24 protein-coding genes and 1 other annotated feature are annotated in these 24,968 nt (G+C 46.9%); of the genes, 8 read left to right on the top strand and 16 right to left on the bottom strand.

Features of this window, described 5'->3' with window-relative positions; translation table 11 throughout:
* Positions 1-21 precede the first annotated feature (21 nt).
* On the bottom strand, positions 22-1,086 hold the full coding sequence (locus L985_RS15920; protein WP_047390702.1) for an SDR family oxidoreductase: 1,065 nt from the start codon (positions 1,084-1,086) through the stop codon (positions 22-24).
* Positions 1,086-3,221 carry a PAS domain-containing sensor histidine kinase gene (locus tag L985_RS15915; protein ID WP_029342900.1) on the bottom strand — a complete coding sequence of 712 codons (2,136 nt, stop codon included), beginning with the start codon at positions 3,219-3,221 and terminating at the stop codon, positions 1,086-1,088. The genes L985_RS15920 and L985_RS15915 overlap by 1 nt, the downstream gene beginning before the upstream one ends.
* Positions 3,222-3,534: 313 nt before the next feature.
* Here L985_RS15915 and L985_RS15910 point away from each other — a divergent pair, with 313 nt between their 5' ends.
* Entirely contained in the window at positions 3,535-3,921 is a 387-nt protein-coding gene (locus L985_RS15910) for a restriction endonuclease (protein ID WP_230088865.1), read from the top strand.
* A gap of 171 nt (positions 3,922-4,092) precedes the next feature.
* On the top strand, positions 4,093-4,569 hold the full coding sequence (locus L985_RS15905; protein ID WP_023469691.1) for an LURP-one-related family protein: 477 nt from the start codon (positions 4,093-4,095) through the stop codon (positions 4,567-4,569).
* Positions 4,570-4,614: 45 nt separating this feature from the next.
* Here L985_RS15905 and L985_RS15900 read toward each other — a convergent pair whose 3' ends face one another.
* Positions 4,615-5,238, bottom strand: a complete 624-nt coding sequence (locus L985_RS15900) for a DUF1836 domain-containing protein (RefSeq protein ID WP_023469690.1) — start codon at positions 5,236-5,238, stop codon at positions 4,615-4,617.
* A gap of 119 nt (positions 5,239-5,357) precedes the next feature.
* Here L985_RS15900 and L985_RS15895 point away from each other — a divergent pair, with 119 nt between their 5' ends.
* Positions 5,358-6,005 carry a diacylglycerol/polyprenol kinase family protein gene (locus tag L985_RS15895; RefSeq protein ID WP_047390706.1) on the top strand — a complete coding sequence of 216 codons (648 nt, stop codon included), beginning with the start codon at positions 5,358-5,360 and terminating at the stop codon, positions 6,003-6,005.
* 3 nt (positions 6,006-6,008) lie between these two features.
* On the opposite strand, the gene L985_RS15890 is transcribed toward L985_RS15895, so the two are convergent.
* From L985_RS15890 to L985_RS15880, 3 genes are all read right to left on the bottom strand, one after another.
* On the bottom strand, positions 6,009-6,869 hold the full coding sequence (locus L985_RS15890; protein WP_047390708.1) for a tetratricopeptide repeat protein: 861 nt from the start codon (positions 6,867-6,869) through the stop codon (positions 6,009-6,011).
* 141 nt (positions 6,870-7,010) lie between these two features.
* Positions 7,011-8,135 (bottom strand): alanine dehydrogenase, encoded by a 1,125-nt coding sequence (gene ald / locus L985_RS15885; RefSeq protein ID WP_029342897.1) that lies wholly within the window; start codon positions 8,133-8,135, stop codon positions 7,011-7,013.
* Between the two features lie 121 nt (positions 8,136-8,256).
* Entirely contained in the window at positions 8,257-9,474 is a 1,218-nt protein-coding gene (locus L985_RS15880; protein WP_029342896.1) for a PucR family transcriptional regulator, read from the bottom strand.
* Between the two features lie 144 nt (positions 9,475-9,618).
* Between L985_RS15880 and L985_RS15875 the strand changes: the two genes are divergently transcribed.
* Entirely contained in the window at positions 9,619-11,040 is a 1,422-nt protein-coding gene (locus L985_RS15875) for an alanine/glycine:cation symporter family protein (protein ID WP_052169375.1), read from the top strand.
* Between the two features lie 40 nt (positions 11,041-11,080).
* On the opposite strand, the gene L985_RS15870 is transcribed toward L985_RS15875, so the two are convergent.
* From L985_RS15870 to L985_RS15855, 4 genes are all read right to left on the bottom strand, one after another.
* Entirely contained in the window at positions 11,081-11,938 is an 858-nt protein-coding gene (locus L985_RS15870; protein WP_029342894.1) for a sulfite exporter TauE/SafE family protein, read from the bottom strand.
* Positions 11,939-12,053: 115 nt separating this feature from the next.
* Positions 12,054-13,610 carry a solute symporter family protein gene (locus L985_RS15865; RefSeq protein ID WP_029342893.1) on the bottom strand — a complete coding sequence of 519 codons (1,557 nt, stop codon included), beginning with the start codon at positions 13,608-13,610 and terminating at the stop codon, positions 12,054-12,056.
* Positions 13,607-13,933 (bottom strand): DUF485 domain-containing protein, encoded by a 327-nt coding sequence (locus L985_RS15860; protein ID WP_023469682.1) that lies wholly within the window; start codon positions 13,931-13,933, stop codon positions 13,607-13,609. Before L985_RS15860 ends, L985_RS15865 begins: the two co-directional genes overlap by 4 nt.
* A gap of 265 nt (positions 13,934-14,198) precedes the next feature.
* On the bottom strand, positions 14,199-14,846 hold the full coding sequence (locus L985_RS15855; protein ID WP_029342892.1) for a TVP38/TMEM64 family protein: 648 nt from the start codon (positions 14,844-14,846) through the stop codon (positions 14,199-14,201).
* Positions 14,847-15,084: 238 nt separating this feature from the next.
* On the opposite strand from L985_RS15855, the gene trhO reads away from it, so the two are divergent.
* Positions 15,085-15,999 carry an oxygen-dependent tRNA uridine(34) hydroxylase TrhO gene (gene trhO / locus L985_RS15850; protein ID WP_023469680.1) on the top strand — a complete coding sequence of 305 codons (915 nt, stop codon included), beginning with the start codon at positions 15,085-15,087 and terminating at the stop codon, positions 15,997-15,999.
* Positions 16,000-16,059: 60 nt separating this feature from the next.
* Here the strand turns inward: trhO and L985_RS15845 are convergent, their stop codons facing one another.
* On the bottom strand, positions 16,060-16,842 hold the full coding sequence (locus L985_RS15845; RefSeq protein WP_029342890.1) for an alpha/beta hydrolase: 783 nt from the start codon (positions 16,840-16,842) through the stop codon (positions 16,060-16,062).
* Between the two features lie 15 nt (positions 16,843-16,857).
* Entirely contained in the window at positions 16,858-18,534 is a 1,677-nt protein-coding gene (locus tag L985_RS15840; protein ID WP_047390710.1) for a GGDEF domain-containing protein, read from the bottom strand.
* Between the two features lie 129 nt (positions 18,535-18,663).
* Positions 18,664-18,882: a binding site (T-box leader), on the top strand.
* A 60-nt stretch (positions 18,883-18,942) separates the two neighbouring features.
* Between L985_RS15840 and argS the strand changes: the two genes are divergently transcribed.
* Together argS and L985_RS15830 are read left to right on the top strand one after the other, a co-directional pair.
* Positions 18,943-20,625, top strand: a complete 1,683-nt coding sequence (gene argS / locus L985_RS15835) for an arginine--tRNA ligase (RefSeq protein ID WP_029342888.1) — start codon at positions 18,943-18,945, stop codon at positions 20,623-20,625.
* 30 nt (positions 20,626-20,655) lie between these two features.
* Positions 20,656-21,261, top strand: a complete 606-nt coding sequence (locus L985_RS15830; protein ID WP_029342887.1) for a hypothetical protein — start codon at positions 20,656-20,658, stop codon at positions 21,259-21,261.
* A gap of 62 nt (positions 21,262-21,323) precedes the next feature.
* On the opposite strand, the gene L985_RS15825 is transcribed toward L985_RS15830, so the two are convergent.
* The 3 genes from L985_RS15825 to L985_RS15815 all read right to left on the bottom strand — a co-directional run bounded on the left by L985_RS15825 (position 21,324) and on the right by L985_RS15815 (position 23,377).
* Positions 21,324-21,917 carry a metallophosphoesterase family protein gene (locus tag L985_RS15825; protein ID WP_029342886.1) on the bottom strand — a complete coding sequence of 198 codons (594 nt, stop codon included), beginning with the start codon at positions 21,915-21,917 and terminating at the stop codon, positions 21,324-21,326.
* A 76-nt stretch (positions 21,918-21,993) separates the two neighbouring features.
* Positions 21,994-22,407, bottom strand: coding sequence for a carboxymuconolactone decarboxylase family protein (locus L985_RS15820; protein WP_023469674.1), 414 nt, complete (start codon positions 22,405-22,407; stop codon positions 21,994-21,996).
* A gap of 91 nt (positions 22,408-22,498) precedes the next feature.
* On the bottom strand, positions 22,499-23,377 hold the full coding sequence (locus tag L985_RS15815) for a LysR family transcriptional regulator (protein WP_029342885.1): 879 nt from the start codon (positions 23,375-23,377) through the stop codon (positions 22,499-22,501).
* Between the two features lie 121 nt (positions 23,378-23,498).
* Here L985_RS15815 and L985_RS15810 point away from each other — a divergent pair, with 121 nt between their 5' ends.
* Positions 23,499-24,284, top strand: a complete 786-nt coding sequence (locus L985_RS15810; RefSeq protein ID WP_029342884.1) for a 3-hydroxybutyrate dehydrogenase — start codon at positions 23,499-23,501, stop codon at positions 24,282-24,284.
* A 113-nt stretch (positions 24,285-24,397) separates the two neighbouring features.
* Here L985_RS15810 and L985_RS15805 read toward each other — a convergent pair whose 3' ends face one another.
* A complete protein-coding gene (locus tag L985_RS15805; protein WP_023469671.1) occupies positions 24,398-24,892 on the bottom strand; it encodes a YajQ family cyclic di-GMP-binding protein in 495 nt (164 codons plus the stop codon).
* Positions 24,893-24,968 lie beyond the last annotated feature (76 nt).

Raw genomic sequence — 24,968 nt, 5'->3', positions numbered from 1 at the left:
TGGAAGAACGATTGGACTTTTTTAGTGTGTTGCGTGTGTTTGGTAATACTGGACGAGTCGAGGCATCGTTTCTGCAAGGTCTGGACAAATAATACCAGTGTCCCGTAAGTCACGTAAGGCATGTGTCGTGTCATATTGAACGGGATGAATGAAGTAGTCAAGTGTCTGCCGTTGCATCTGAAGTCGTTTCGCGACAGCTGGAGTCAATGCCGTGCTAACGAGTCGAAACGGAACGATTCCGCGCGGATAACGTCCATAATAGGCGACGTGTAACATCTCAAAAATCGCGCGTGCGCCATGTGGGAATGGATCCGTCAGATGATAGGTCTTATTTCTTCCGACCGGTGCATGACTGAGATAAGCGGTCGCTTCAATGACGTAATCATAGGGCACGAGATTGACGAGTGCGTTTGCTCGACCTGGGTACGGAAGAGGGGCGAAGGATTGCAGGAGACGCATCGCGTTCAGAACAAAATACACCCCATCCCACTTCGGTATTTCGCCCGTTTCGGAATGACCGACGACGATCCCAGGACGGATGATTGTATAGGGAATCGTTCCGATTTCTTTACGGAAACGTACCTCTGCTAAATATTTCGTTTCTTCATAAGCATTTTTAAAGGCACTTGCTTGTAACTCATCTTCTAGAACCATTCCGGAACGAAGACCCGAGACATACGCTGTACTGAAGTAAATGTAGCGCTCTAAGGTCCGACACGTATGAGCAAACTGTGTCACGTTCGCGGTACCGATCACATTGATTCGAAAGGCGGGTTCATATGCTGTTGCTAAATCATATAGCGCCGCGAGATGAAAGATGTGTGTGACGTCTTGTTGCAACATCATCCGCGCCTCTGATGATAAAGCAAGCTGTTCGACCGTGATATCGCCTTCGTGCAATACAAGTTGCTCCGATCGTAAGGATGTACGTTCTAGAAGATCCTGGCGTCGCTTAACAGCTGCGTTTCGCTCTGACGGTAAATGAAGCAAATGAAAACAAGCGATTTGGTCCGGAACACGTGCCAGTTGTTCGATCAGTTTGGTCGCTAAAAAACCGGGGAAACCCGTCATAAAGTAGGTCCGCATCAATTCCATTCCTTTCTTGGATCACGTTCGAGTACAACGGTGAAAGTCGAACCATCATTGATTTCTGATTCAACGGAAATCGCACCTCCGTGCGATTCGATGATTTCCTTACAGATGGCAAGTCCGAGTCCGGTTCCGCCGATTTTCCGGATGTCTGAGTTATCAACCCGGTAAAATTTCGTAAAGAGCTTTTCAAAAGCATTTTGTGGAATACCGAGTCCGTGATCTGTCACAGAGAACGTTGCTTGTTCCGGATTGGCTGAAAGAATGACTCGAATATGATCCGCCTGTGGAGAATACTTAATGGCGTTCGAAAGCAAGTTCAAGATCACCTGCTTGATTTTGTGCTCGTCCGCAAAAATCAGAACAGGATCCTCTGGTAGTTCTAGATCAATCCGATGCGTCTCGACGGTTTCGCCATAGGCATCGACGGTTGATGCGAGAAGATCGCGTAACGAGAACGACGTGAAGGTATACTCCTGTTTTCCACCTTCTAGACGTTGAATGTCTAAAAACTCATTTAATAGCGTCGTTAATCGTTTCGTCTCTTCGTGGACGATCTCAACATACCGTTCGATTCGATCAGCCGATTGTTTTTTATATCGTAGTAATTCCATATAGCCAAGAATGGAGGACAGCGGCGTGCGCAACTCATGCGATACTGTACTGACGAGTTCGTCCTTTACTTGATCCATCTTCGCTTCCTCTGTCCGATCACGGAAAACAAATAGGAAGCCATGACGAGAAATGCGGCTCTTCTCCTTTTTGATCGCAGTCGCATAAAATTCGAAATAAAGTGGGCTGGACTCATTTGGTCGCTGTAACGTGAAACGAAACGATAGTTCAGAATGTTTTCCGGCGAGTAATTCTTCTACTTGTCGGAGCATCTCGAATCGAGTGTTCAAATCGAGATTCGGAATCAGACTGATTCGTTCTTGAATCTTACTTGGTGCAATGCCTGGGACATCGAGTAATTTGCGTGCTTTGACGTTCATGAAGATGAAACTCCCATCCTCTTCTGTCAGTAGGAAACCTTCATTGGATGCCTGAAGAATCGATTGTGTGATATCACGCTGACGCATGATGGCATTTTTTTCGCGTTCAAGCATTTTTTCAATCTTTTTTCGTTCTGTAATATCACGAACGACGGCGACACGCATCCGGATGTTGTTGTAGATGATTTCACGCGGAAACACTTCGATTTCGACAGAAGTTCCGTCGGCACGTTGACCGAGGACTTCGTATGGTTCTTCTCGATGCTCCTCGATGCGTTGTAAGACACGCGCGTGATGATCCGGATGAATCAATTCAAGCGTCGTCTTGCCTTTCATTTTCTCGAGTTTCGTCCGGAAAATGACTTCTGCTGCGCGATTGGCATCGATGATGATGCCGTGGTCATGAAAGATGACGGCTTCAACGACGGATTCCGAGAAGAGTCGGAAGCGGCGTTCGCTTTTCGTCAGATGCCATTCGATTTGTTTTTGCGGTGTGATGTCCTGAATGAGCAGGAAGTACGTATCGTTTGGCAACCGTGTCATATAAAGGCGTCCATGGAACGTTGAGCCATCCAAACGATGATAGGTCCATTCATTTTCGGCTTCCCGTCCATGCAGTAAAAACAGTTGCGCGTCCGATAAGTCTTTTAAGTTCAATTGTTCGAGATGTTGACGGCGGGTAGCGATTTCCTTCGCATCATGTAGAATCGTCGTTTGGAGACCAATGATGTCTTCGGCATGCTCGAAACGGAATAAGGTGCTTGCCACTTCGTTACAAGTTTGAATCCGAAACTCCGAGTCGGTGATGAATAGAGCAGTATCTAGTGTTGAATTGAATAAGTCTTCGATTTTCAGGGGAGCGACATGGACAAGAAAATAGTCCGTCGCTTCAATCGCTGTGACTGTTAATTGATGTGTCGTTGCAATGACGGCTTCCTTCTGTAATGGAAAGAAATCATCCGTGATGGGAAACAGTTCCTGAACGGTTTCGATATTCGGGGCGTTCATGAACTGGTGTTGAAAAGCATCATTATGAAATTGAATCTTTCCGTTTGCATCGACTAGAAGAACGGGGTCTTTCATAGCACGTATCGTCGCGTGAATGATTCGTAGCGATGAAGGGGATGAATGTTCTGCCATGAGCTACCTCCTGACTGGTCTTCGACCATGGATTTTAAGACGGTCTTTCCTCGTTAGTTTACTTCAGTTTACTTCTGCAAGACGAGTCGTATTTCCTGTTGAAGGAAGCAACCGACGAAGAATTTTAGTATAGTGAAAAAAAGGTCACGATACAGTAGAGGGGAAAAGCACGATGAAACGATTGAAACGAAAACGATTGTTACTAGCAGCTATGTTTGCAATGATAGGAATTTTCGGAACTTATTTTTTTTCGAGTTCTTGGGAACCTTTAATCTTAATCATCAGTATAGTAGGGTGTATCCTTTTTCTTCTTTTGTCCATTTTAACGCCGTCGCTTGAAAAACGACTCGATCGAATGGAAGGACGAGAATTTGAAGAATGGCTTGCCGATTTATTTGAAACAGCTGGATATCGGGTCGAGTTGACACCTGCTTCACGCGACTTCGGAGCAGATTTGTTGATAGAGGATGAACGAGGGTATAAGATTGCCATCCAGGCAAAGCGATATAGTGCGGCTGTAGGGCTCGAAGCGGTTCAACAGGTCGCTGCCTCGGTTCCATTTTACGGGATGGATGAGGGATGGGTCGTTACGAATTCGACCTTTACGGAAGCCGCGTATCAGCTAGCGGAACCAAATCAGGTTCGCCTCATTGATCGGGAAGAATTGCTCGCATTTGCAAAGGAGATGAACCTGCATTGAACATGTCGAATGATTGTCGACAAAAGGGGGTTGTCAATTTGGAGAAACGGTGCAATAATCATTTTCGTTAACGAAATATCATACAGATAAAGAAAGTTAAACTATACAGGATGTCTAAATAAACTGGGGACGAAAAACCAGCACGTTTTAGCAGTGAGAGGAGAATTTCTGTTGCGCAAAGTTGTCTATGTGCAGGGTTGCGTTTTTTCGCAAGGTCATGCCGCGATTTATGATGAAGCGCACCAAATGATCGGTGCGGTTCAACACGACGAGAATGGTCGTGTTCAAGTAATGAATGGTGAAGGTAGAGGGGTAGCGTTTGGTAAGTTCATTCCGACGTGTAAGAAATGGGTCGTGATGAACCATGATGGACAAGAGGTAGGTCAAATGCGTGAGAAGTTTTCGCTCTTCTCGAAGAAATGTGAGTACAACGTGTATGAGCGTGGTACGTTCACGATTTCCTTCGACCTGACAAAAGGAAAATTCTCCGTACGGAGTGCAGCTGGAGAAGTCGTTGCGGAATTGTTGCAAGACGGTGATGAGTACCGTCTCGTCAAGGATGCAGACAAACTCTCGATGTACGAACTACTCTCTGTCTTGAAAAGTCTGACGAACAACGTCCACTATAAATCACTGACAGCCGTCTAAATAAAAAAAGATGCCTTCCATGACATGGATGGCATCTTTTTTTCATCATGTCGTTTGCAGAACATGATGGAGACGTTGTTTCGCTTCGTGCGTCAAATGCGATACACGACGGGCATAGAGACACAGTTGCAGGACGTGGACAGTTTCAGGGCGGTAAGCGTTAATACGCTCGAGCGAGCGTCTGAGACGCTTCTCCGTCAATTCGATTGGACCACTTGTCTCCGCGTGTTGCGTGTAGACGAGATAAAAATTAAGCGGACTGATTAAATCATCCTCATCGATATTCGGATTCTTGAAGACGATTGTCAGCAGTTCCCGTGTTTCTTCTAACGAGAAAAGGTGTTTTAAATCATCTAGCAGATAGATGATCGAAGCCTGATTGATCGAGTACTTCTTTCCGCGATGCGGTACGCCGATGATGTCCCGGACTTCACGTTTCGTCCAGTTCTGAATCGTCGTCGCTGACATATGTTCGCCGATCAGGGCATTTGCCAAATGAACGATTTCATTGATGGATAGACCATTTTTTAATGGATCGAATTGCTTCAAGCGATTGATGACCTTCGGCAATTCTGTGCCTTCCGTTGCGACGAGGGGTTCGATTCCTTTTCCTTCGTTCAAGCGTTGCAGACAACTTGATAATGTTTGGACTGCTTGAGCATCATACATTTCCAAAACTTCCTCTCTAGGACGTCATTTGACCTTATGTTATCAAATGAAGGTTCAATAGGGCAAATGGCAACTGAAACAACGTACAATAAATAATAGGAAAGAAAGGGGGAATGACGATGGAATGGATAGCTGCTCTTGGCACGATTGGAATCGTCGGGCTAGTTCTCGTCATCCTGGAAGTCATTGGACGCCGTTTCGGCTTTTCTCCCGAGACGGTTCGGAAATGGATTCATATTGCAGTTGGACACTGGGTGTTTCTTGCGCTACTATGGCTGGATCACTGGTACGTTGCGATTGTACCGTTATTATTCTTTGCAGTCGTTAATCTACTGACACTACGAAAAGGAATCGGTCAGATGCACGACGTCGATCGTCCTTCTTACGGAACGGTCTATTACCCACTCGCTCTAGCGGGACTCGTCCTGTTCTTCTTCGAACGACAGCCGATGGCGCTCGTTGCGGGAAGCATGGTGCTTGCTTGGGGCGACGGTCTCGCTGCTCTCGTCGGAAAACGCTATGGGAAGACGTTTTACGTCCGTGGTGAGACGAAACGATCCTTTGAAGGAAGTATCGCCCTGTTTTTGGCGTCATTCCTCGTTTTGACCGTGACGTTCTTATTTTATGGACAACCGGTTTGGCTCGCTGTCAGTTATGGCTTCTTGCTTGCGAACATCGCAGCCTTGATCGAAGCCATCTCATATCGCGATCTCGACAATTTGATCTTGCCTTGGACGATCGCGGCACTCGTTGCGTTTGCTTTTTAACGTTCAGTCGCGTAGTAACAATTGTTTGAAATAGAGAAAACGTAGTCGAATATAGTCTGGGTACGCGCGCCAACCTGCATGACGAATGGTCATATCCCGACACATGTCCCGAAAAACATGGCGATAGATCTTTTCTTCGGAATCGTCGTAAACAGCTGCGTACAAGCCGTGCTCGAGCATGTTAGAAAGGCATTCGTCGAGCTTGGCGTAGAGGGTCTCGTCGCTGTCTTCGCGCAATGTAGCATGCAGCATCTCATATTGAATGCTTTGATTGACAGAAGCTGTCGCATGAAAGACGGCGGTTTTGTCGAGATGAGGTACGCCGATGATTAACGCATAGAGTGCTTCCAACATGTCGATCGAATGACCGTCCAGTTGTTGGATGGAATCAATGGCCATCAGTGTATCGATTCCAGATGCGCCAACCTTCTTTAAATATGTAAACGCATGAACGGCTGATTCCCCATAAAATTGACGATGATTGTAATGGACGGCAAGGAAACGATGTCCTGCCGGCTCTTCAGGGAACCGTGCGATGGCCGAAAGGAAAAACTGTTCTGCTTCGTGCATATACCCTTCCTCTTCACTGATGATACCGAGGAGTATGTATCCTTGCACATGTTCGCCGAGTTGCTGATGTGTCTCTTCGATCAGCCGGCGCGCTTGAGTGTGTTCGTTCTTGAAATAAAGGGAATGGGCTGTAGCAATGTTGAGCAATGGATGAGATGGGACAAGAACACGTAAGCGCTCGGTTGCGGCAATACGTACGCTCTCTTCTGTATCGGATGATAGTGCTTCGAGTAACGCTACTTCAGCGACGTGGCTCTGGAGTTCATGAGAATGGGCGGTTATGGTTTGTGTCATATAATGAGATCCCCTCTACTAGTTCAAAATCATAAGTCTTCGTTTCTCATCATATGACAAGCCGAGTGGTGCCTCAAGAAGTAATAAAAAATAGTCGATGGTTCCTCGAAAAGGAATCATCGACTATTTGTACTTTCAAGATCATGCGTGTAGGTGAAGCACATCTTCAACGGATTTGTACGTGTATCCGAGATCGCGTGCGACCGCTTCGTACGTGACGAATCCTTGTGCGACATTCAATCCTTTTTCAAGAGCATCGTTTTCAGCAAGCGCACGGTGTGTGCCTTTGTTCGCGAGTTCAAGGACATACGGGAGCGTTGCGTTCGTCAATGCAAGTGTAGACGTACGTGGAACGGCACCCGGCATGTTCGCGACTGCGTAATGAACGACACCGAATTTTTCATATGTTGGGTCATCATGCGTCGAGATACGGTCGACCGTTTCGAAGATACCACCTTGGTCGATGGCAACGTCAACGATGACAGCGCCCGGCTTCATGCGTTTGACCATGTCGGCAGTAACGAGTTTCGGTGCTTTTGCACCTGGAATCAAGACAGCACCGATGACGAGATCACTCTCAGCGACAGCTTCAGCAATCGTGTACGGATTTGAGATCAACGTGTTGATCGAGTTACCGAAGATATCATCCAACTGGCGAAGGCGTTCTGGACTAACATCGATGATCGTGACATCTGCACCGAGACCGACAGCGAGTTTCGCGGCATTCGTTCCGACGACACCGCCGCCGATGACTGTTACTTTTCCACGGCGAACCCCAGGAACACCAGCAAGCAAGATGCCCATACCACCGTGTGGTTTTTCCAAGAACTGTGCACCGATTTGGGATGCCATACGTCCTGCGACTTCACTCATTGGTGTTAACAATGGAAGTGTGCGGTTCTTTTCAACCGTTTCATAAGCGATTGCTGTGATGTTCGAATCCACAAGTGCACGTGTCAATTCTGGCTCAGCCGCTAAGTGAAGATACGTGAACAATGTCAGATCCGGACGGAAGTATTGGTACTCTGAAGCGATCGGCTCTTTAACTTTTAAAGCGAGTTCGGCTGTTGCCCAGACTTCAGCAGCAGTCGCGATGATTTCAGCACCGGCTTTGACGTACTCTTCGTTCGTGAAGCCACTCCCCATACCTGCCATTGATTCAATGATGACACGATGTCCTTGTGCATGTAACGCTGCTACCCCGGCAGGTGTTAATGCAACACGGTTTTCGTTGTTTTTGATTTCCTTTAATACTCCAATGATCATGTGAACGCGATCCCCTTTCGCAAATAAACAAATCAATTTCTCTTCTTCTTCAGTATACGAGAAATGAAAGCGTTCTACTTTATCGGCGTTTTCAAAAATAACCGATATCCTTTGTGTAAAATCACAAAGGATATCGGTCTGCTTTTAGGTACAAATAAAGTAAGGAGCGTTCGGGTAAAGATTCCATTCGAATGCCCGCTTCCTCCTCGATCCGTCGCATCCGATAGAGGATTGTATTCGGATGGACATGGAGATGGGAGGCGACTTGCTTGACGTTCCCATCATAATGAAGGAACCATTCTAGCGTCTCACATAAAGAGGAAGCATGCTTCACATCGTAAGCACGCAGCCGTTCGATTTCTTCCAAGCGAACCGTTCGTCGTCGCAGACGTTCCGAGAAAATCGGTAAGAGCTGGAATAAGCCGAGGCGTTCGTAACGGGTCACGTTCTTCAGCTCAAATGGAAAGGCATCTTTTAAACGCAAGACGATGCCCGCTTCTTCATAGCGTTCGGGAATCGCTTGGACGCCGGTGAAGACTTCACTACTTGCCGCGACGAAATCCGTATAATCGAATCGCTCCGCGAGCAATTGACGGAACGACTGGATGAAGGCGTCGAACTGTAGGCGTTCTTGTTCCGCATCGCGATCGTTTGTGCTGATCCACAAGATGAAATCCGTCTCGTCATATGCGTAAAGTAATGGACGAACCGTCTGCTGAATCGTCAATAAATAGCGCAGACGATCGGCGAGACGTGGTGTGATCGCCTCCGAAAAACGGATGACCGTCAAGCGACTGATGCCAGGTGGTGCGACATGTAGTTTAGAGAACATCTTCAGGATTTCCGACTCGGATAGTTCTTCATGTAATAACTCGAAGAAGAACTGTTCCGTCTGCTCTTCCTTCCGTTTTTTCTGCATGTCGATTGCCAGCAACTGACGTTGAGCAAGTAGAGCCCCTTTCTTTAAATCGGCTAGTTCCGAAGGAGTAAACGGAGTGCTTCGCGCAATCGACCAGATATAGCCGAGAATTTCTGAATCTTGTTTGATCGCAATGGCGACACGGTCATTCAGTCCGACACCGGTGCGTGCAGAAATGATGAGTGGATCATCCTGTGTAGCAAGGCTCTGGATGACTTCATCTTTCCAGAGTTGGTCGATGACCGATTCCGGTACCCGACGACCGATGATCGTCGCGACACGGGCAGGGTCTGTATCAGCCGTATGCGTACTGTACGCAAGAAGGCGGTGATTGCGATCTTCAATCGTAATCGGAGCATTCAAGGCAATACCGATCGCTTCCGCTAAGTCGTCTAAGGAATGATATGAAGCTTCTAACATGGAATTTCCCTTCTTTCTCTTTCAATCGATAGTTTTAGTATATCTTCTATTGTGTAAAATCACAAAAAGTATTCTTTTGTATTGTAAGAAAACACAACTACATGCTACGGTAAGCCTCGGAAAAGAGAGAGAGGATGAAATGGCATGGAAGTATTACGTCTGATATCGGCTTGGGTCTGGGGGATTCCGAGTATGATGTTGTTGGTAGGAACAGGAGTGTACTTTACGATCCGCTTACGCGGTCTTCAGTTTCGGCGTCTAAAACAAGCGTTTCAATTGTCTGTTCAAAAGTCAGGACAGGGTGAAGGAGAAATCAGCAGCTTTCAAATGTTGATGACGTCCCTTGCGGCGACGATCGGAAACGGTAACATCGCAGGGATTGCAGTCGCCTTGACGATGGGCGGACCGGGCGCAGTCTTTTGGATGTGGGTCATCGGTTTAATCGGAATGGCGACGAAATATGCAGAAAGCCTTCTTGCCATTCTCTTCAGAAGTCGAAACGAACGCGGCGAAGCTGTCAGTGGACCAATGTATTATATCGAGAAGGGATTAGGACCTAAATTTAAACTACTCGCCATCTTGTTTGCGGTATTTGGTTTGATCGCATCGTTTGGTGTTGGGAACACGGTGCAAGCGAATGCGATGGCAACGGTACTCGAGCAATCGTTCCACGTGCCGCTGCTAGTGTTCGGCATTCTGCTTGCAATTGCGGTCTATGTATCGATTCGTGGTGGACTTGAACGCGTCAGTGCGATTTCGACGATCTTCGTTCCGATCATGAGCTTACTTTATATCGGTGCCGCTTGTGTCCTTTTAGTATTGAAGGCAGATCAGATTCTACCAGCCTTTGGTTTAATCTTTGAGTATGCCTTCCAGCCGCTTGCGCCAGCGGGAGCCTTCACCGGTGTATCGATCATGATGGCGATGCAAGTCGGTGTAGCACGAGGCATTTTCACGAACGAAGCAGGACTTGGGACGGCAGCCTTGATTGCTGGATCTGCAAAAAGTGAGCGTCCAGTCGAACAGGGATTGATTTCGATGACGAGTACTTTCATCGTAACCTTGATCGTCTGTACGATGACGGCACTCGTCCTTCTGACGACAGGTTTTTGGGATCCGTCAGGCGGACTACATTCAGGCATGACACACGATGCGAATCTTTCCGGAGCCGCGCTTACGGCAACCGCCTTTGCGAGTGTCCTTGGATCATTTGGAGAATGGACGGTCGCTTTCTCCGTCTTCTTCTTCGGTTATTCAACGATCATTGGTTGGTATGTCTATGGAGAGAAGTGCTTGGAGTACTTGAGCGGTACGACACGCTTCAACGAAGGATACCGCGTGTTCTTTGCGCTCGCAGCCTGTTATGGTGCAGTCGCGCAATTAGAACCTCTGTGGCTCGTCGCAGATATTGCGAATGGACTGATGATGATTCCGAACTTGATCGGAATGTTGTTCTTGTCACACTTAGTCATTGAACAAACGAGAGACTATGAACGAGCCGGTCACAAACGAGAGACTATGAACGAGCCGGTCACAAACGAGTGGCTTAACGGAAAAAAGCGGTGATGCCTGATAGGGGGCATCACCGCTTTTCTGATGAGACGATTCACCCATTCGTTCGACGACGACTGTAGATGAGGAGTGTCAGTAAGAAAATCAAACTAAGCGCAACGAGAACGGAGAGTGAAGCGACGTTCCAGCCGATGACTTCGAGGAGGACACTGACCGCAACCGTCAAATAGAAAATCCCGAGGTACTTTTTGACGAACGGACTTTCGAAATGCGTCAACTGCTTCGCGCCAATCGGTGCTCCGAGCAAGGCGCCGACAATCAGCATGATCCCAACGAGAATATCGATATTCGTACTCGCGACCGTATAGTTGACGAGTCCCGATAGGACAATCAGTAACGCGGAAGCAATACTCGTTCCGACCGCACGTTTCAACTCATAGCCAACGATCCCGACGAGTAACGGTGTGATGATGAATCCACCGCTGACACCGAGGAGCGAAGAGATGAATCCAGCGAACAGACCAGTGAAAGCAAGGGCGAGATATCGATTTTTCCAACCCGTCTGTTCACCGGTCGTCGATTTTGGACGTAAGAACTTATTCGCGAAGTAGAGTAAGAGTCCGATATAAACGATCGAGATCACGAGATGGGCACCGTTAACTTCCTCTAAACGAAGGACGAGTGGTGTCGCGATCGTCGAACCGATGATTCCGACGCCACCGACGACGAGACTATCGCGCCAGACGACATTTTTAAGGCGTAAGTGAGAGATTGTACCTGAAACGGTTGAACCAAGTGTTAGCATGAGGCTGGTCGCGATCGCAACACTTGGGGCATATCCTAAAATGAGCAGTAGCGGCGTTAAAATGATACCGCCACCGATTCCGAAAAAGCCGGAGATGATTCCAATGAAAAATCCGAGGATTAAGAAATAATAAAAAGCGAGATCCATGTACAGTCTTCCTTTCCCTTTTCTTCTCTATTATCCACTTAGTATGGCAATGAATGAGAAGAATGTAAAAGGGGACGGCTCCTTCAAGGGGGTTGAAGGAGCCGTTAAGGGGAACTTATTCTTTTGACGCGGCGACTTCCGTGGCTGCATCGATACCGGTATTGGCCTTAACTATGATTCGTTCGAAGTTACCGGCAACTTCGTTCGATTTCGTCAACAATGTCCCGACGATGGCTCCGAGGAAACCAAGTGGGATGGAGACGATTCCTGGATTCGTCAACGGGAAGAGGGCTTCCCCGACGAACAAGGCTGAACCGTCGACTGCCCAAAGATTTGGACTGAGTGCGACGAGAATCAGTGATGAGAATAACCCGACGACCATACCTGTGACTGCCCCGCCAGTATTGAAACGGCGCCAGAAGATCGTCAAGAGAATAACTGGCAAGTTGGCACTTGCTGCGACAGCAAAGGCAAGCGAAACAAGGAACGCGACGTTCATCGTTTGTGCGAATAATGCGAGTACCATCGAAATCATGGCGACGGCGATAGAAGCGAGTCGTGCTGCTGTCATCTGTTCTTTTTCCGTCGCTTGTCCTTTACGTAAAATATGACTATAGAAATCATGGGCAAAGGCAGATGCTGCGGATAAGACGAGTCCCGCAACAACAGCGAGGATCGTCGCAAAGGCGACCGCGGCAACGAACGCAAAGAGTAAATCGCCACCAAGTGCTTGGGCGAGAAGTGGTGCCGCCATGTTACCAGCAGCATTGGCAGCAATGATATCTTCAGAACCAACGAAAGCAGCGGCACCAAAGCCGAGGAAGATCGTCAAGATGTAAAAGGCACCGATGATCCATGTCGCATAAACGACAGATTTACGAGCTGTCGGGGCATCCTTAACAGTAAAGAAACGAATCAAGATATGTGGTAATCCAGCCGTTCCGAGAACGAGTGCGAGATTTAATGAGATCGTATCGAGTGGTAACTTGAACTTGTTTCCGGGATTCAAGAATGAATCACCGAGCGGTGTCGCTTGTTTGACTTCTGAGAACATCTTGAAGATCGAGAAATCAAACTTTGCGAAGACCATGAATGAGATGACAGCTGTTCCTGCCATCAAGAGGATCGCTTTGATGATTTGAACCCATGAGGTCGCTGTCATACCACCGAAGACAACATAGACTGTCATCAAGATACCGACGATGATGACACTCGTCGTGTAAGGAATTCCTAACAACAGTTCAATCAAGGCACCCGCACCGACGAGTTGTGCAATCATATAGAAAATCGAGATCGCGATTGAGTTCATGGCGGCGACTCCGCGAACTTTTGAAGCATTGAACCGAGCGGCAATCATATCCGCCATCGTGTATTTCCCGAGGTTCCGAAGTGGTTCGGCAACGAGGTACAAGACAACCAGATAGGCAACGAGGAAGCCGATCGAGTAGAAGAATCCGTCGAATCCGGCTAAAGCAATCATCCCAGCAATTCCGAGGAACGAGGCAGCAGACATATAGTCGCCGGCAATCGCCATCCCATTTTGTGCACCAGTGAGTCCACCGTCCGCTGTATAAAAGTCGTTAGCAGTTTTTGTTTTACGAGCAGCAAAGTATGTAATGACGAGCGTCAAACCGACGATCGCAGCAAATAAAGCAACGGCAGTATAATTCATTTCGACTCCTCCTTGATTTGTTCGACGAGTCGATCAAAGGCACGTGCTTTTTTGCTATACATCATACAGAACGTCCACGTCATGATGAACTGAGCAAAAGCGAAGATCCAAGCACCCGTAATATCACCGAACACCGGCTGATTTAAAATCGTGAAGTAGCTTGTTAAAATCGGAAGCGTAAAATAAAAAATAAGACAGAAACTGATGGCTGGAAGAATGAAGCCATTCTTTTGACGCATCAATTGTTGAAAGGTAGCGCTCTCGACGATTGCTGGAGCGGATTGAGTCGCTTCATTTTTTTGAACTTCGGACACTTGATGCATGAGGACGCCTCCTTTAAAGAATGAATGTAAATTCATTATAAGGATGTCGTTTCTGGAAAAGCTATCCTAATTTTTAAGAAGAAATGCGCATTATTATATTAATATTGGTCATACCAATTTAATGTAAGCGTTTGCAATATTGAACATTGTTTGAACGTTATTTTTATATATTAATTGCGCTGGAAAATGATTCAAAAGACCTAGTACGACAAAAAACGAAATTAACTCAAAAAAGCCTGTCTATGAAATCATAGACAGGCTTGAGTCATTTTTCAGTTGGACGTTCGATTTTGTCTTCGATTTCCCGTAAATGATCCGCGCGTTTTGAAAGGGCGCGACGCTTTAACCACTCTTCCGTTCCGCGACTGACTCCCCAAATGGCGAGTAAAATCAAAAATAGAAGAACGAGACGCATCGGACGTTCAAGGAACGTCGACCATTCCTTTCCGATCAGTGAGAAGATGATGACGACAATCAAACGACCGGCACCAGCAGCAATCAAATACGTCCGCAGCGATAGCTGAATCATGGCGGAAATGGACGTGATGATGAACGCAGGCATGAACGGAAGCGAGAAAAAGAATCCGAGTGAGATGGGACTCATGTGACGAACACGTTCGATCCACTGTTGCGCGGCATGGTGTTTTTCAAGCCAACGTGTGACCGGGCGACGAAATAGATATCGAATACAAGCGAAGACGACGAGTGATCCAAGCATGCTCCCGACCCATGATACGAGAACACCCATACCAAAACCATAGGTTGCCGCATTCGCGGAAATGATCAGGACGAGTGGCAGGAAAGGAAATAGAGACTCAAGAAACGGGGCAATCAAACCGGTGGCAGCTCCTCCAGGTAAGTCTTGGAGAAAGAAAATCATCTGCTCGATCCAGTCACGAAGTGTATGGAGCATTCGGAATCCTCCTTGCAAGATGTACTACTGTGTTTTATTTTACCTCTTTCTGATTCAGAAAGGGAATGAAATTCCTTGAAAGGGATTCAGGAATTGTGGATTGTACATTCGAAAGGGAGTTGGTATTATACTTAAATGGGTACGTTTTGCAGGCGTTCCCAGCTAGTCAATAGCTAGACGCTTCGTTTGCCAACGTTCGTTTTACTGCAAAAAACTGACATGGGGGCTAATGAGGAATATGAAACCTTATCGCGTACTATTATTTTATAAGTATGTTCCGATCGAAAATGCGGAACAGCTAACGAAAGAGCATCTTGCTTACTGTAAAGAGCTCGGTATTAAAGGACGAATCTTGATCGCACCAGAAGGTATCAACGGCACACTCTCTGGAACGGTCGAACAAACGGAACAATACATGAAGGACTTGACGGCGGATCCACGATTCGCTGACATCGAATTCAAAATCGATGAAGTCGAAGAGCACGCCTTCAAAAAAACGTTCGTCCGTTACAAAAAAGAACTCGTCACATGGCGTTTTGAGGACGAATTCAATGTACCAGAAGAACATGCTGCGTATCTTGAACCAGCAGAGTGGAAAGAAATGATGAAACAAGATGACGTCGTCATTCTCGATGTACGAAACAACTACGAATATGACCTCGGACACTTCAAGAATGCCGTAAAAGTCGATGTCGATGCTTCACGGGAATTCCCGGAATGGCTCGACGAGAACGAGCATTTGTTTGAAGGGAAAAAGGTTCTCACATATTGTACGGGTGGCGTTCGTTGTGAGAAATTCACGGCGTACTTCCGTAAACGGCAACAGAGTGACGATATCTTCCACCTGAAAGGCGGAGTCGTCATGTACGGAAAAGATGAACAGACACAAGGAGAAGACTGGGAAGGCGAACTATACGTCTTTGATGAGCGTGTACAAGTTCCTGTCAATGCCGTCAATCCGTCTGTCGTCTCAGAATGTTACTACTGCGGAAAACCGGAGACGCGCTATGTTAATTGTGCAAACCCGGAATGTAATCGACAGCACTTCTGCTGTGAAGAATGCGAACCGAAAGTCATGCGTTCGTGTTCCGATGAATGCCGGGAGCATCCGCGCAACCGTTATGAAAAAGAGCAACAAGAAGAACTAGTATAAGACAAGACTAAAAGTCGGATGATTTCTACTTAAAGAAATCACCCGACTCTTTTTGTGTACTCAAGAGGAAGGAAATAAGTAACGCAAAATATCCGGTAAACGTTTCGCCCAGGCGGTTTCATGATGAATCGCTTCCGGGATGATCGTATAGCGACTTTGAGTAAGTTTCTGTTCGACCGCTCGTGCTAAGACATCATTCGTGTGTAAATAATCTGTCTCGGTCATCGGACCGCTCACTTCATTAGTACCAACATCCATATAACAGCGATGAGCGGCAGATAGAGACGGACTACGCTCGATGAATTCAAGGAGTGAGGAAAAGTTTGCCCATCCGGCAGTCGACAAAGCAGCGACACGCGTGATGACTTCCGGATATGCGAATAAACCATAGAGCGAGATGACACCACCCATCGAACTACCGATCATCGTCGTATCATCAGGACGTGTCGCGTAGTTGGCGTCAATATATGGTTTTAACTCGCGGATAATCCAGTCCATGTAGACCTTACCGTTTCCCCCGATTGACGTCCGGTGCGAGGGATAGGCAGTCCGCATCAGTAAAGCTTCGTCACTCCAGGGGGCGTAGTCATCGTAACGATCCATGCCGTCTTCTGGACTGTCAATCGCAACGACCATTGCCGGAATTTGTGTCTGTTGTAGTGCAAGATGAATCTCCCAGCCTTTTCCGAACGAGGCGGTTTCTCCACTAAAAACATTTTGTCCATCGTGCATATAAATCACCGGTAAGGCTTCGTTCGGATCTAAATGGGGCGGACGATGAATCCGAATCGTCCGGTGGGCTTGTGATGTCGGTAGCGTCATTTCAATTTCTGTAATCGACAATAGAGTCACGACCTTTCAAAGGTTTGCATAATGCGCGGTACAGTTGCGTCCGTTGTGTTTTCCGCCGACATAGAGTGCATGGTCGGCTTGACGTAACGACTCTTCGAACGTCCGTTGATACCCTTCTTCCACTGTATCAATTCCGAGGCTGACGGTTAAGGACAGTCGGTGACCATCGACGAGGAAGGGACGATCCATGACCGCATGGCGGACCGTCTCGGCAATCTGGATGGCAGCCTCTTGACTACCATTTCGTAAGAGAAGTACGAACTCCTCCCCGCCATAACGAGCAGCAAAGACCTCATCATGTTGCAATTGGATCGCTTGGATACGTCGACCGAGTTCACGAAGGACAAGATCGCCTACTTTATGACCGTACGTATCGTTGACGCGTTTAAAATGATCAATATCAAACAGGATCACGGAGAGCGGATAGCAGTCAGCAGCAAACTCCTGCCGACCATGTTCATAAAAGGCACGGCTATTTGGTAATTCGGTCAAAGCATCGGTCCGACTTTCCGTGTAGAGTTGAACCGTTTCACGAGAGCGCTCTAAGACACGACAAAAGATACGGAGCAGACGAGATAACTCATCGGCATTCGTCGCATCATAGGCATCTGCGACTTGATGGAACAGGATGATCGAGACATCGACCTCTCCGCTCGTAATCGAAGGAATCGCCAGCATCGAGTGACGATCGACAGGCAATCCGATTTGAATATCGTTGCCCCAGTCGCACCGAAGACCATAGATGATCGGGGTATGCAAATCGTCGGCTGTCAAGGAATGAAACAATGGTAATACATCAATCGGTTGTTTCGTCCGGATGTTATAGATGACTTGTTTTCGCTGTTGTTGGATTGAGATCCAACCTTCAGAAAACGGTAGCAGATGCGGTAAATCAAGGAGTAACGAATCAATCGTCTCGCGTTCAAAGCGGGAAATCAACAAGTGTTCCTTCGCATCATCAAATCGTTTGGCATTATCATTTGCTTCAAGCGAATCACCACGCTCTTGCAACAGACGTTTGAACAAAAAGAGAATCAAGGCGGAAACCGTAGCCGCGACGAGTGGACTCTCATCGTAAAACCAGATCCCAAGTAAAGCGCTCAACATGCTGATTCCGTAGACGAGGGATTGCAACTTCACGAGACGGCGCCAATCGTATTTCAAGAAGAGGAAATGATTGACGAACAGACATTGGAAATAAGAGACAAGGAAAACGGTGATTAAAAAGCCGGTGAAAGGAATCAAGGCTTTCGTATACGTAAAGTTTGAGCCGATCGGACCACCGAGCGCATAATACGCAAAGGCGGGAAGCGAGATATAGACTAAATCGAATAGGGCGTTGATCGGGTAGAGGTAGACGAAACGTTTCCAGCGAATCGCTTTTCGGTGAGACATGAATTGAAAGACGAGAATACCGATTTGGCTTAAAATCAAGGCGTACGTTAAACCGTAATTGAGGAACAAAAATAAGATGATTCCTTCTTGGAATGTATAGTAAATGCCACCACGACGGACATTATCGAACTGAAACAGGAGAACGAGTCCGAATAAATAAAGCGTGTTGATGATGGAGACAGAAGGATGGAAGGTTGGTGGATGAACGATGCCGATCACTAATAACGTCAAGGCGACGAGACCGAAGACGATCCAGCTTGTCCGGGCTACATGTTGGTAGTAGCGCATGAAACATCCCTCCCCCTGAGAAGTATCTTTTATTCCTATACCCGAATTGTGGAAATTTTGATAAGCCATTTACCAAAAAAATAAGGTTGAGAGAAAAGAAAGAATTGCGTATAATGTGAAAGATATCGAATACAGTCGATGATGAAGAGAGTAACGGTTGATTTTCGTCAACTAGCGAATCAGGGAATGGTGGAAGCCTGAGGACGAACCGATCGTGAAACGCACTTCTGAGACGCTGCCCGATTCCTGATGGAAGAGGCGTAGCCGGGGGAACCCCGTTATCCCCGAACAAGGTGGGTGTCAAAATGACACCAAGAAGAGTGGTACCGCGGTCATTCCGTCTCTTTGCGCGTGGCGCAAGGGGCGTTTTTTATTGCCAAAAAATCAGTGAAGCAGGAGGAAATAAAGATGAGTTATAAAGCGCAGTATGCAGAAGTATTACATCAAGTCATGGAAGGTGCCTTATCGGTTGAACAAATCGAACAACTGATCGAGCAACCGAAACATGAAGATCACGGAGATTTGGCATTCCCATGTTTCATGCTCGCAAAAGCATTCCGTAAAGCACCGAACATGATCGCTTCAGACCTCGCAGAAAAAATCGATGCGCCGCTGTTCTCGAACGTTCAAGCTGTAGGTCCTTACATCAACGTTTTCTTGAACCGAGAAGTCGTCTCGCAAGAAATCGTCAATCAAGTCCTGACAGAACAAGAATCGTTTGGTTCGAGTGAAGCAAATGGGAAGACGATTGTCACAGATTTCTCATCGCCGAACATTGCGAAACCATTCTCAATGGGTCACTTGCGTTCGACAGTCATCGGGAACGCGCTCAACCAAATCTCACGTAAAAAAGGGTATGACGTCGTTGGTGTCAACCACTTAGGGGACTGGGGAACACAGTTCGGGAAATTGATGGTTGCTTACACGATGTGGGGTGAGGAAGAAGCGGTCCGTGCAGAACCAATCAAGGAATTGTTGAAATTATACGTCCGGTTCCACGAAGAAGCGGAAACAAATCCATCACTCGAGGACGAAGGACGTCTCTGGTTCAAAAAACTCGAACAAGGTGATGAGCAGGCGACGACGCTTTGGACATGGTTCCGTGAAGTCTCACTCGTCGAATTCAACCGTGTATATGAGATGCTCGGCGTCAAGTTTGATAGCTTAAACGGAGAAGCCTTCTACAACGATAAGATGCAACACGTCATCGATTTGCTCGAAGAAAAAGATCTCCTCGTTGAATCTGAAGGGGCAATGGTCGTCGATCTCGAAGCAGAAGGTATGCCACCTGCTTTGATTAAGAAGAAAGATGGCGCAACGCTTTATGCGACACGTGATTTAGCAGCTGCTGTCTATCGTCTTGAAACATACCGTTTTGAGCAAGCGTTCTACGTCGTCGGTGGGGAACAAGCGCTTCACTTCAAGCAATTGTTCGCAGTCCTGAAGAAACTTGGATTTGAGAACGTCGACGGGATGCACCATGTTCCATTCGGTCTGATCATGAAAGACGGAAAGAAAATGTCGACACGTAAAGGTCGGATCGTCTTGCTTGAAGAAGTACTACAAGAAGCGATCGACGTCGCGAAGAACAACATCGCGGAAAAAAATCCGAATTTAGCGAATGCCGAAGCAACGGCTCGTCAAGTTGGTGTTGGCGCCGTCATCTTCCACGACTTGAAAAACGAACGGATGAATAACATCGAGTTCGATCTTGAGCAGATGTTGAAATTCGAAGGCGAAACAGGACCGTATGTCCAGTACACGAATGCCCGAGCGCACTCGTTGCTCCGTAAAGGTGGCTATGATGGCACACCATTCGCTGGTAGCGCCGATGATCATGCATGGGGTGTCGTCTCGATGCTGAACCAATTCTCGACGGTCATCGATCGCGCGTTCACACGTCGCGAGCCGTCAATCATCAGCCGTTATGTCTTAGATCTTGCACAAAGCTTCAATAAATACTACGGACATGTCCGTGTTCTCGAAGATGACGCAGCAAAACAATCGCGTCTTGCACTCGTCAAGTCTGTCACGATCGTCTTGACAGAAGGTCTTCGTTTACTTGGTGTCGGCGCTCCAGAAGAAATGTAAGACCAATCCACGAATAAGAAGAGGTAGATTATGAAGACTGAGACGAAAGAACGATTACAGCAAGCTGCTTCACAGATGAAGCAGGAACCTTTGGCAGAAACGGTCGCCTTCATGGCTGATTTTCACGGGAAAGTCGCGGCTTGGTTACCGGGAGAGTCTGTCGATTTCGTTCACGATTTCGTGACGGCGCCGGAAGCCGAGTTGATTGCTCCGATCGAAGGAGACGCATTACGGACGAAAGACAATTTTGAATTCTTCATGCGCAAGAAACAGACGCGGAAAAAACTTGGGGAACTGTTGACGCTTTGGAAGTCGGCACGCACGACAGAGACGTTGAGTCAGATTGATGCGATCGGATTGAAGAAGTGGCTCGCTCGTAATGAATTCCGTTCGGAAGACAAGCCGTGGGATTATTTGAACCGTCTGCACGTTCTGCTGTTCCTTGATTTGATGACGACGATCATCGACGATCATCAATTGACGAGTCTGCATGAGCAACTGGTTGGTACGACACCGGTTCCGACGAGCTTCGTACGTCGTCAAGGGGATGTACGTCAAGTCATCGAAGCATTCGCGGAAGAAACGAACTTCACACAAGTAGATGTCGTCAAGGCATCACTTGTCCGGTATCTCTGATCAATAGGATGCACGAACAAAAGCCGTCGAGCCCTGTGCCCGACGGCTTTTGTCGTATCTTCTTACTTCGCCTGATGGAACACGATCGATTGTTGCTCTGAATCGTAAAGACACCATTCTCGTTCGAACACGACGGGCCCTAGATTGACGGCATACCGTTTTCCTTTGATGGATAAAGTTTGACCTAGTGGGCTCGGTTTGGCGATGCCATTTCGAAACAAGCCTCTGATGTGACTATGCCCAAAAAAGAGTAATGGTTCACGTTGTTGTGACAGATCGGGTAGAAAATTCCGCGACCAATTCAATTGATCTCCATGAATCAATAATGCCCCCTCGATGCGTTGTTTTCGCGGGCAATCGCGTAACGCATCGATGACAGGAGAGAGATGTGGTGGAACGAGCGACAGAATGCGTTCTTCTTGATTACCAAGTAAAGTCTTAAAATCAATCAGGTCTAAAAAAGCATCATCGAGCGTCACGACGAGGGAGAGCGATTCGAAAGAATAGCGCTTCGCTCGCTTTTTACCGACATGGCATTCATGAATATCACCGAGACAAAACAAATGCGCATCGGGAGCGAGCCGCCGTATGTCAGCTAGGACAGCCGCTGTGTCGGCTACCGAGCTGTGAAGATCCGCAAAAAGGGCATAACGCATGATCGACCACTCCTTTGTTAAGAAGATACCCGAAAATACGTCATGCCCATCTTTTTTCAATCAAGTCGTGCGTATCTTATTCTGTTTCGACTGTGACGCCACGTTCTGCGAAGACGACTTTCGCGACTTCGAGTGCGTTCAAGACACGTGGGAATCCAGTGTAAGGAACAAGGTGCATGATAGCTTCGACGATTTCGTTTCCTGTCAAACCAGCTGTCAATCCAGTATTGATGTGGAGAGCGAGCTGTGGTTCTGTACCTTGTGTGACGAGAGAAGCAATCGTAACGATTGCGCGGTCACGGTTGACGAGACCATCGCGGCTGTAAACTTCACCGTATGCGAAATCCGTGATCCACTCACCGACTGCTGGAGCGATATCTTTCAGGGATTCAGAGATTTTATCATGCGTAGATTGTGCGGCGTTTGCGTCTGTGAATTCGCTGAGTTTTTTTACGCCTGTTTCGTGACGTGATTCAAAATGAGTTGCCATGGTAAAGGACTTCCTTTCTTTTTTAACGATGTTCTTATCGTAAAGGAGGAAATACCATTCTACAAATACATGGTTTTTATGAAAGGTATGCTTATTTGGAATACATATCACTGACGAATTGAATCCATTTCCGCGTCACGTACGATTGATAGCGACCGGTCGGAACGGCGATTCCTAAGTGCCACGGCACTCGTGTTTTAAGCGGGATCGTTTTGACACCACGAATCGAAAAACGATTAGCGATTGAACGTGGAAGGACGGTCACGGCATTTCCTTCTGCGACCACTAAACATAAGAAGTCCCACTGTGAGCTCACCCGAGACACGTTAGGTGTAAATCCGGCATCCTGACAGGCGTTCAAGACGACATCGTGAAGCGAGAACGTTTCATTAAACAAGACGAACGGCATGTCGGCGACTTCTTCTAACGCAATCATCGACCGATCGGCGAGTGGATGATCATTTGGTAAAAACAAATGCAATTCCTCTTCGATGAAGGGATGTGTCGTTAAATGCTCATCCGAAGGCAGCACCGTTGCGATCAAATCGACTTCACCGGCGACGACCGCTTTTTCTAACGCATGTCCACCGGCTTCGATCAATTCGATTTGGATCATCGGATACATTTCCTCAAAACGGCGCAATAGACCTGGGAAAAACAGCGAACCGATCAGTGGGGGAATACCGAGACGGATCGTTCCTTTCGTCAAATGCATGACATCATAGAGGTGAGAAGGCAAATCAGATAACTGACGTAGAATCTTTTCACCTTCGATCAATAAGGTCTCACCGGCATCCGTCAAGACGATTTGTCGTTTACTCCGATCGAACAATTCCATCTCAAGTTCTTCTTCTAAATGACGGACCATTTTACTGAGTGTTGGTTGCGTGACATGGAGATGTTCAGCGGCACGAGTGAAGCTTTTGAAGCGTGCTACTTCCGTAAAGTATTCCAATTGGCGGAAATCCATCAGTATTCTCCTATTCTTTTGAGTTATAGATGTCATAACAAGTATTCATTTTTATTATTCTTTCAATCAGCGTACAGTAAAGAGACCGAACACGTAAAGATAAAGAAAGAAGGAATCAATCATGATGAAACAACTTGAAGGAAAAGTCGCGTTAATTACAGGAGCAGCAAGTGGAATCGGGCTTGAGATCGCTGAAGAATTCGCTCAAGAAGGCGCTAAGGTCGTCATCGTCGATCTTCAAGAAGAAGCCGCAAAACGCTCTGCTGAAACACTTCGTGAAAAAGGCTTCGATGCATTTGCCGTCGCAGGTGACGTGACGAATGAAGAGGCGATCAAATCAAGTATCGAACAGACTGTCGCGCATTACGGAACGATCGATATCGTCATCAACAATGCAGGAATGCAACACGTCTCACCAATCGAAGAGTTCTCGACTGAGAAATTCGACTTGCTTCAAAGCATCATGCTTCGTGCACCATTCCTCTATACGAAATATGTCTTCCCGATCATGAAAAAACAAGGCTCTGGACGAATCTTGAACATGTCATCGATCAACGGATTGATTGGTTTTGCAGGGAAAGCTGCTTATAACAGTGCGAAACACGGCGTCATCGGTTTAACGAAAGTCGCAGCATTAGAAGGGGCAACTTCAGGTATCACGGTCAACGCGATTTGCCCAGGCTATGTCGATACACCACTCGTCCAAAACCAATTGTCTTCGCTCGCTGAAACACGGAATGTACCACTCGAACGTGTATTAGAAGAAGTCATCTATCCACTTGTCCCGCAACAACGTTTACTCCAAGTCAAAGAAATCGCGGATTACGCTATTTTCCTTGCAAGTGACAAAGCAGCAGGTGTCACGGGGCAAGCTGTCGTTCTCGATGGTGGTTACACAGCGCAATAAGCAACACTTTAAATTAAATGAAGGGAGGTACTTTTTGGATACGATCCAGAAAGCACCTCCCTTTTTTGTTTGATCGACTGAACATGAACGTTCAGCCGATTGATGAGAATCGATTAACGGAAGTTAATGAACTGCACGTCGACTGATAACGGAAGCTCACGAACGATTTGCATGACTTGTTGTAGGTCGTCACGTGATTTACCTGTGACACGGATTTGGTCATCTTGAATCTGTGTCTTCACTTTTAATTTCGATTCCTTGACGGCATTGTTGATCTTTTTCGCGTCGTCACGGTCGATTCCACTTTTCAGAATGACGCGTTGACGAACTGTATTCCCAGCAGCCTGCTCGACTTTTTCGTACTGCAGGTTTTTGGTCGGAACTTCGCGCTTAATCAATTTTGCTGTTAAGACATCTTTGACTTGATCGAGTTTGAAATCGTCATCTGAGATTAGAATCAAATCCTCTTTTTCGAGCTTCATGTCGCTCTTTGAACCTTTGAAGTCGAAGCGATTCGTGATTTCTTTCAGTGCAATCTGGACGGCGTTCTTGACTTCCTCGATGTTGATTTGTGACACGATATCAAATGAATTATCTTTTGCTGCCATTTTAATCTCCCCTTTCATTCCACTCTCTATTTTAGAGAGGAATACCGGAAGCGTCCACTGCTTTGAAATTTTGTTA

This window comes from Exiguobacterium sp. ZWU0009, from assembly GCF_000798935.2.
Classification (GTDB): Bacteria; Bacillota; Bacilli; order Exiguobacteriales; family Exiguobacteriaceae; genus Exiguobacterium_A; species Exiguobacterium_A acetylicum.
Note: the sequence above shows the minus strand (reverse complement) of the source record. Positions and strands in the feature narration are given on the sequence as shown.

Bases quoted from the DNA above. Each gene is read 5' to 3' on its own strand.
- L985_RS15855 (WP_029342892.1), bottom strand. From the start codon at position 14,846: ATGCTCCATACACTTCGTGACTGGATCGAGCAGATGATTTTCTTTCTC.
- trhO (WP_023469680.1), top strand. From the start codon at position 15,085: ATGAAACCTTATCGCGTACTATTATTTTATAAGTATGTTCCGATCGAA.
- L985_RS15810 (WP_029342884.1), top strand. From the start codon at position 23,499: ATGATGAAACAACTTGAAGGAAAAGTCGCGTTAATTACAGGAGCAGCA.
- L985_RS15815 (WP_029342885.1), bottom strand. From the start codon at position 23,377: ATGGATTTCCGCCAATTGGAATACTTTACGGAAGTAGCACGCTTCAAA.
- L985_RS15920 (WP_047390702.1), bottom strand. From the start codon at position 1,086: ATGCGGACCTACTTTATGACGGGTTTCCCCGGTTTTTTAGCGACCAAA.
- ald (WP_029342897.1), bottom strand. From the start codon at position 8,135: ATGATCATTGGAGTATTAAAGGAAATCAAAAACAACGAAAACCGTGTT.
- L985_RS15840 (WP_047390710.1), bottom strand. From the start codon at position 18,534: ATGCGCTACTACCAACATGTAGCCCGGACAAGCTGGATCGTCTTCGGT.
- L985_RS15805 (WP_023469671.1), bottom strand. From the start codon at position 24,892: ATGGCAGCAAAAGATAATTCATTTGATATCGTGTCACAAATCAACATC.
- L985_RS15915 (WP_029342900.1), bottom strand. From the start codon at position 3,221: ATGGCAGAACATTCATCCCCTTCATCGCTACGAATCATTCACGCGACG.
- L985_RS15895 (WP_047390706.1), top strand. From the start codon at position 5,358: ATGGAATGGATAGCTGCTCTTGGCACGATTGGAATCGTCGGGCTAGTT.
- L985_RS15875 (WP_052169375.1), top strand. From the start codon at position 9,619: ATGGAAGTATTACGTCTGATATCGGCTTGGGTCTGGGGGATTCCGAGT.
- L985_RS15860 (WP_023469682.1), bottom strand. From the start codon at position 13,933: ATGCATCAAGTGTCCGAAGTTCAAAAAAATGAAGCGACTCAATCCGCT.
- L985_RS15870 (WP_029342894.1), bottom strand. From the start codon at position 11,938: ATGGATCTCGCTTTTTATTATTTCTTAATCCTCGGATTTTTCATTGGA.
- L985_RS15880 (WP_029342896.1), bottom strand. From the start codon at position 9,474: ATGTTAGAAGCTTCATATCATTCCTTAGACGACTTAGCGGAAGCGATC.
- L985_RS15830 (WP_029342887.1), top strand. From the start codon at position 20,656: ATGAAGACTGAGACGAAAGAACGATTACAGCAAGCTGCTTCACAGATG.
- L985_RS15825 (WP_029342886.1), bottom strand. From the start codon at position 21,917: ATGCGTTATGCCCTTTTTGCGGATCTTCACAGCTCGGTAGCCGACACA.
- L985_RS15890 (WP_047390708.1), bottom strand. From the start codon at position 6,869: ATGACACAAACCATAACCGCCCATTCTCATGAACTCCAGAGCCACGTC.
- argS (WP_029342888.1), top strand. From the start codon at position 18,943: ATGAGTTATAAAGCGCAGTATGCAGAAGTATTACATCAAGTCATGGAA.
- L985_RS15900 (WP_023469690.1), bottom strand. From the start codon at position 5,238: ATGTATGATGCTCAAGCAGTCCAAACATTATCAAGTTGTCTGCAACGC.
- L985_RS15820 (WP_023469674.1), bottom strand. From the start codon at position 22,407: ATGGCAACTCATTTTGAATCACGTCACGAAACAGGCGTAAAAAAACTC.
- L985_RS15865 (WP_029342893.1), bottom strand. From the start codon at position 13,610: ATGAATTATACTGCCGTTGCTTTATTTGCTGCGATCGTCGGTTTGACG.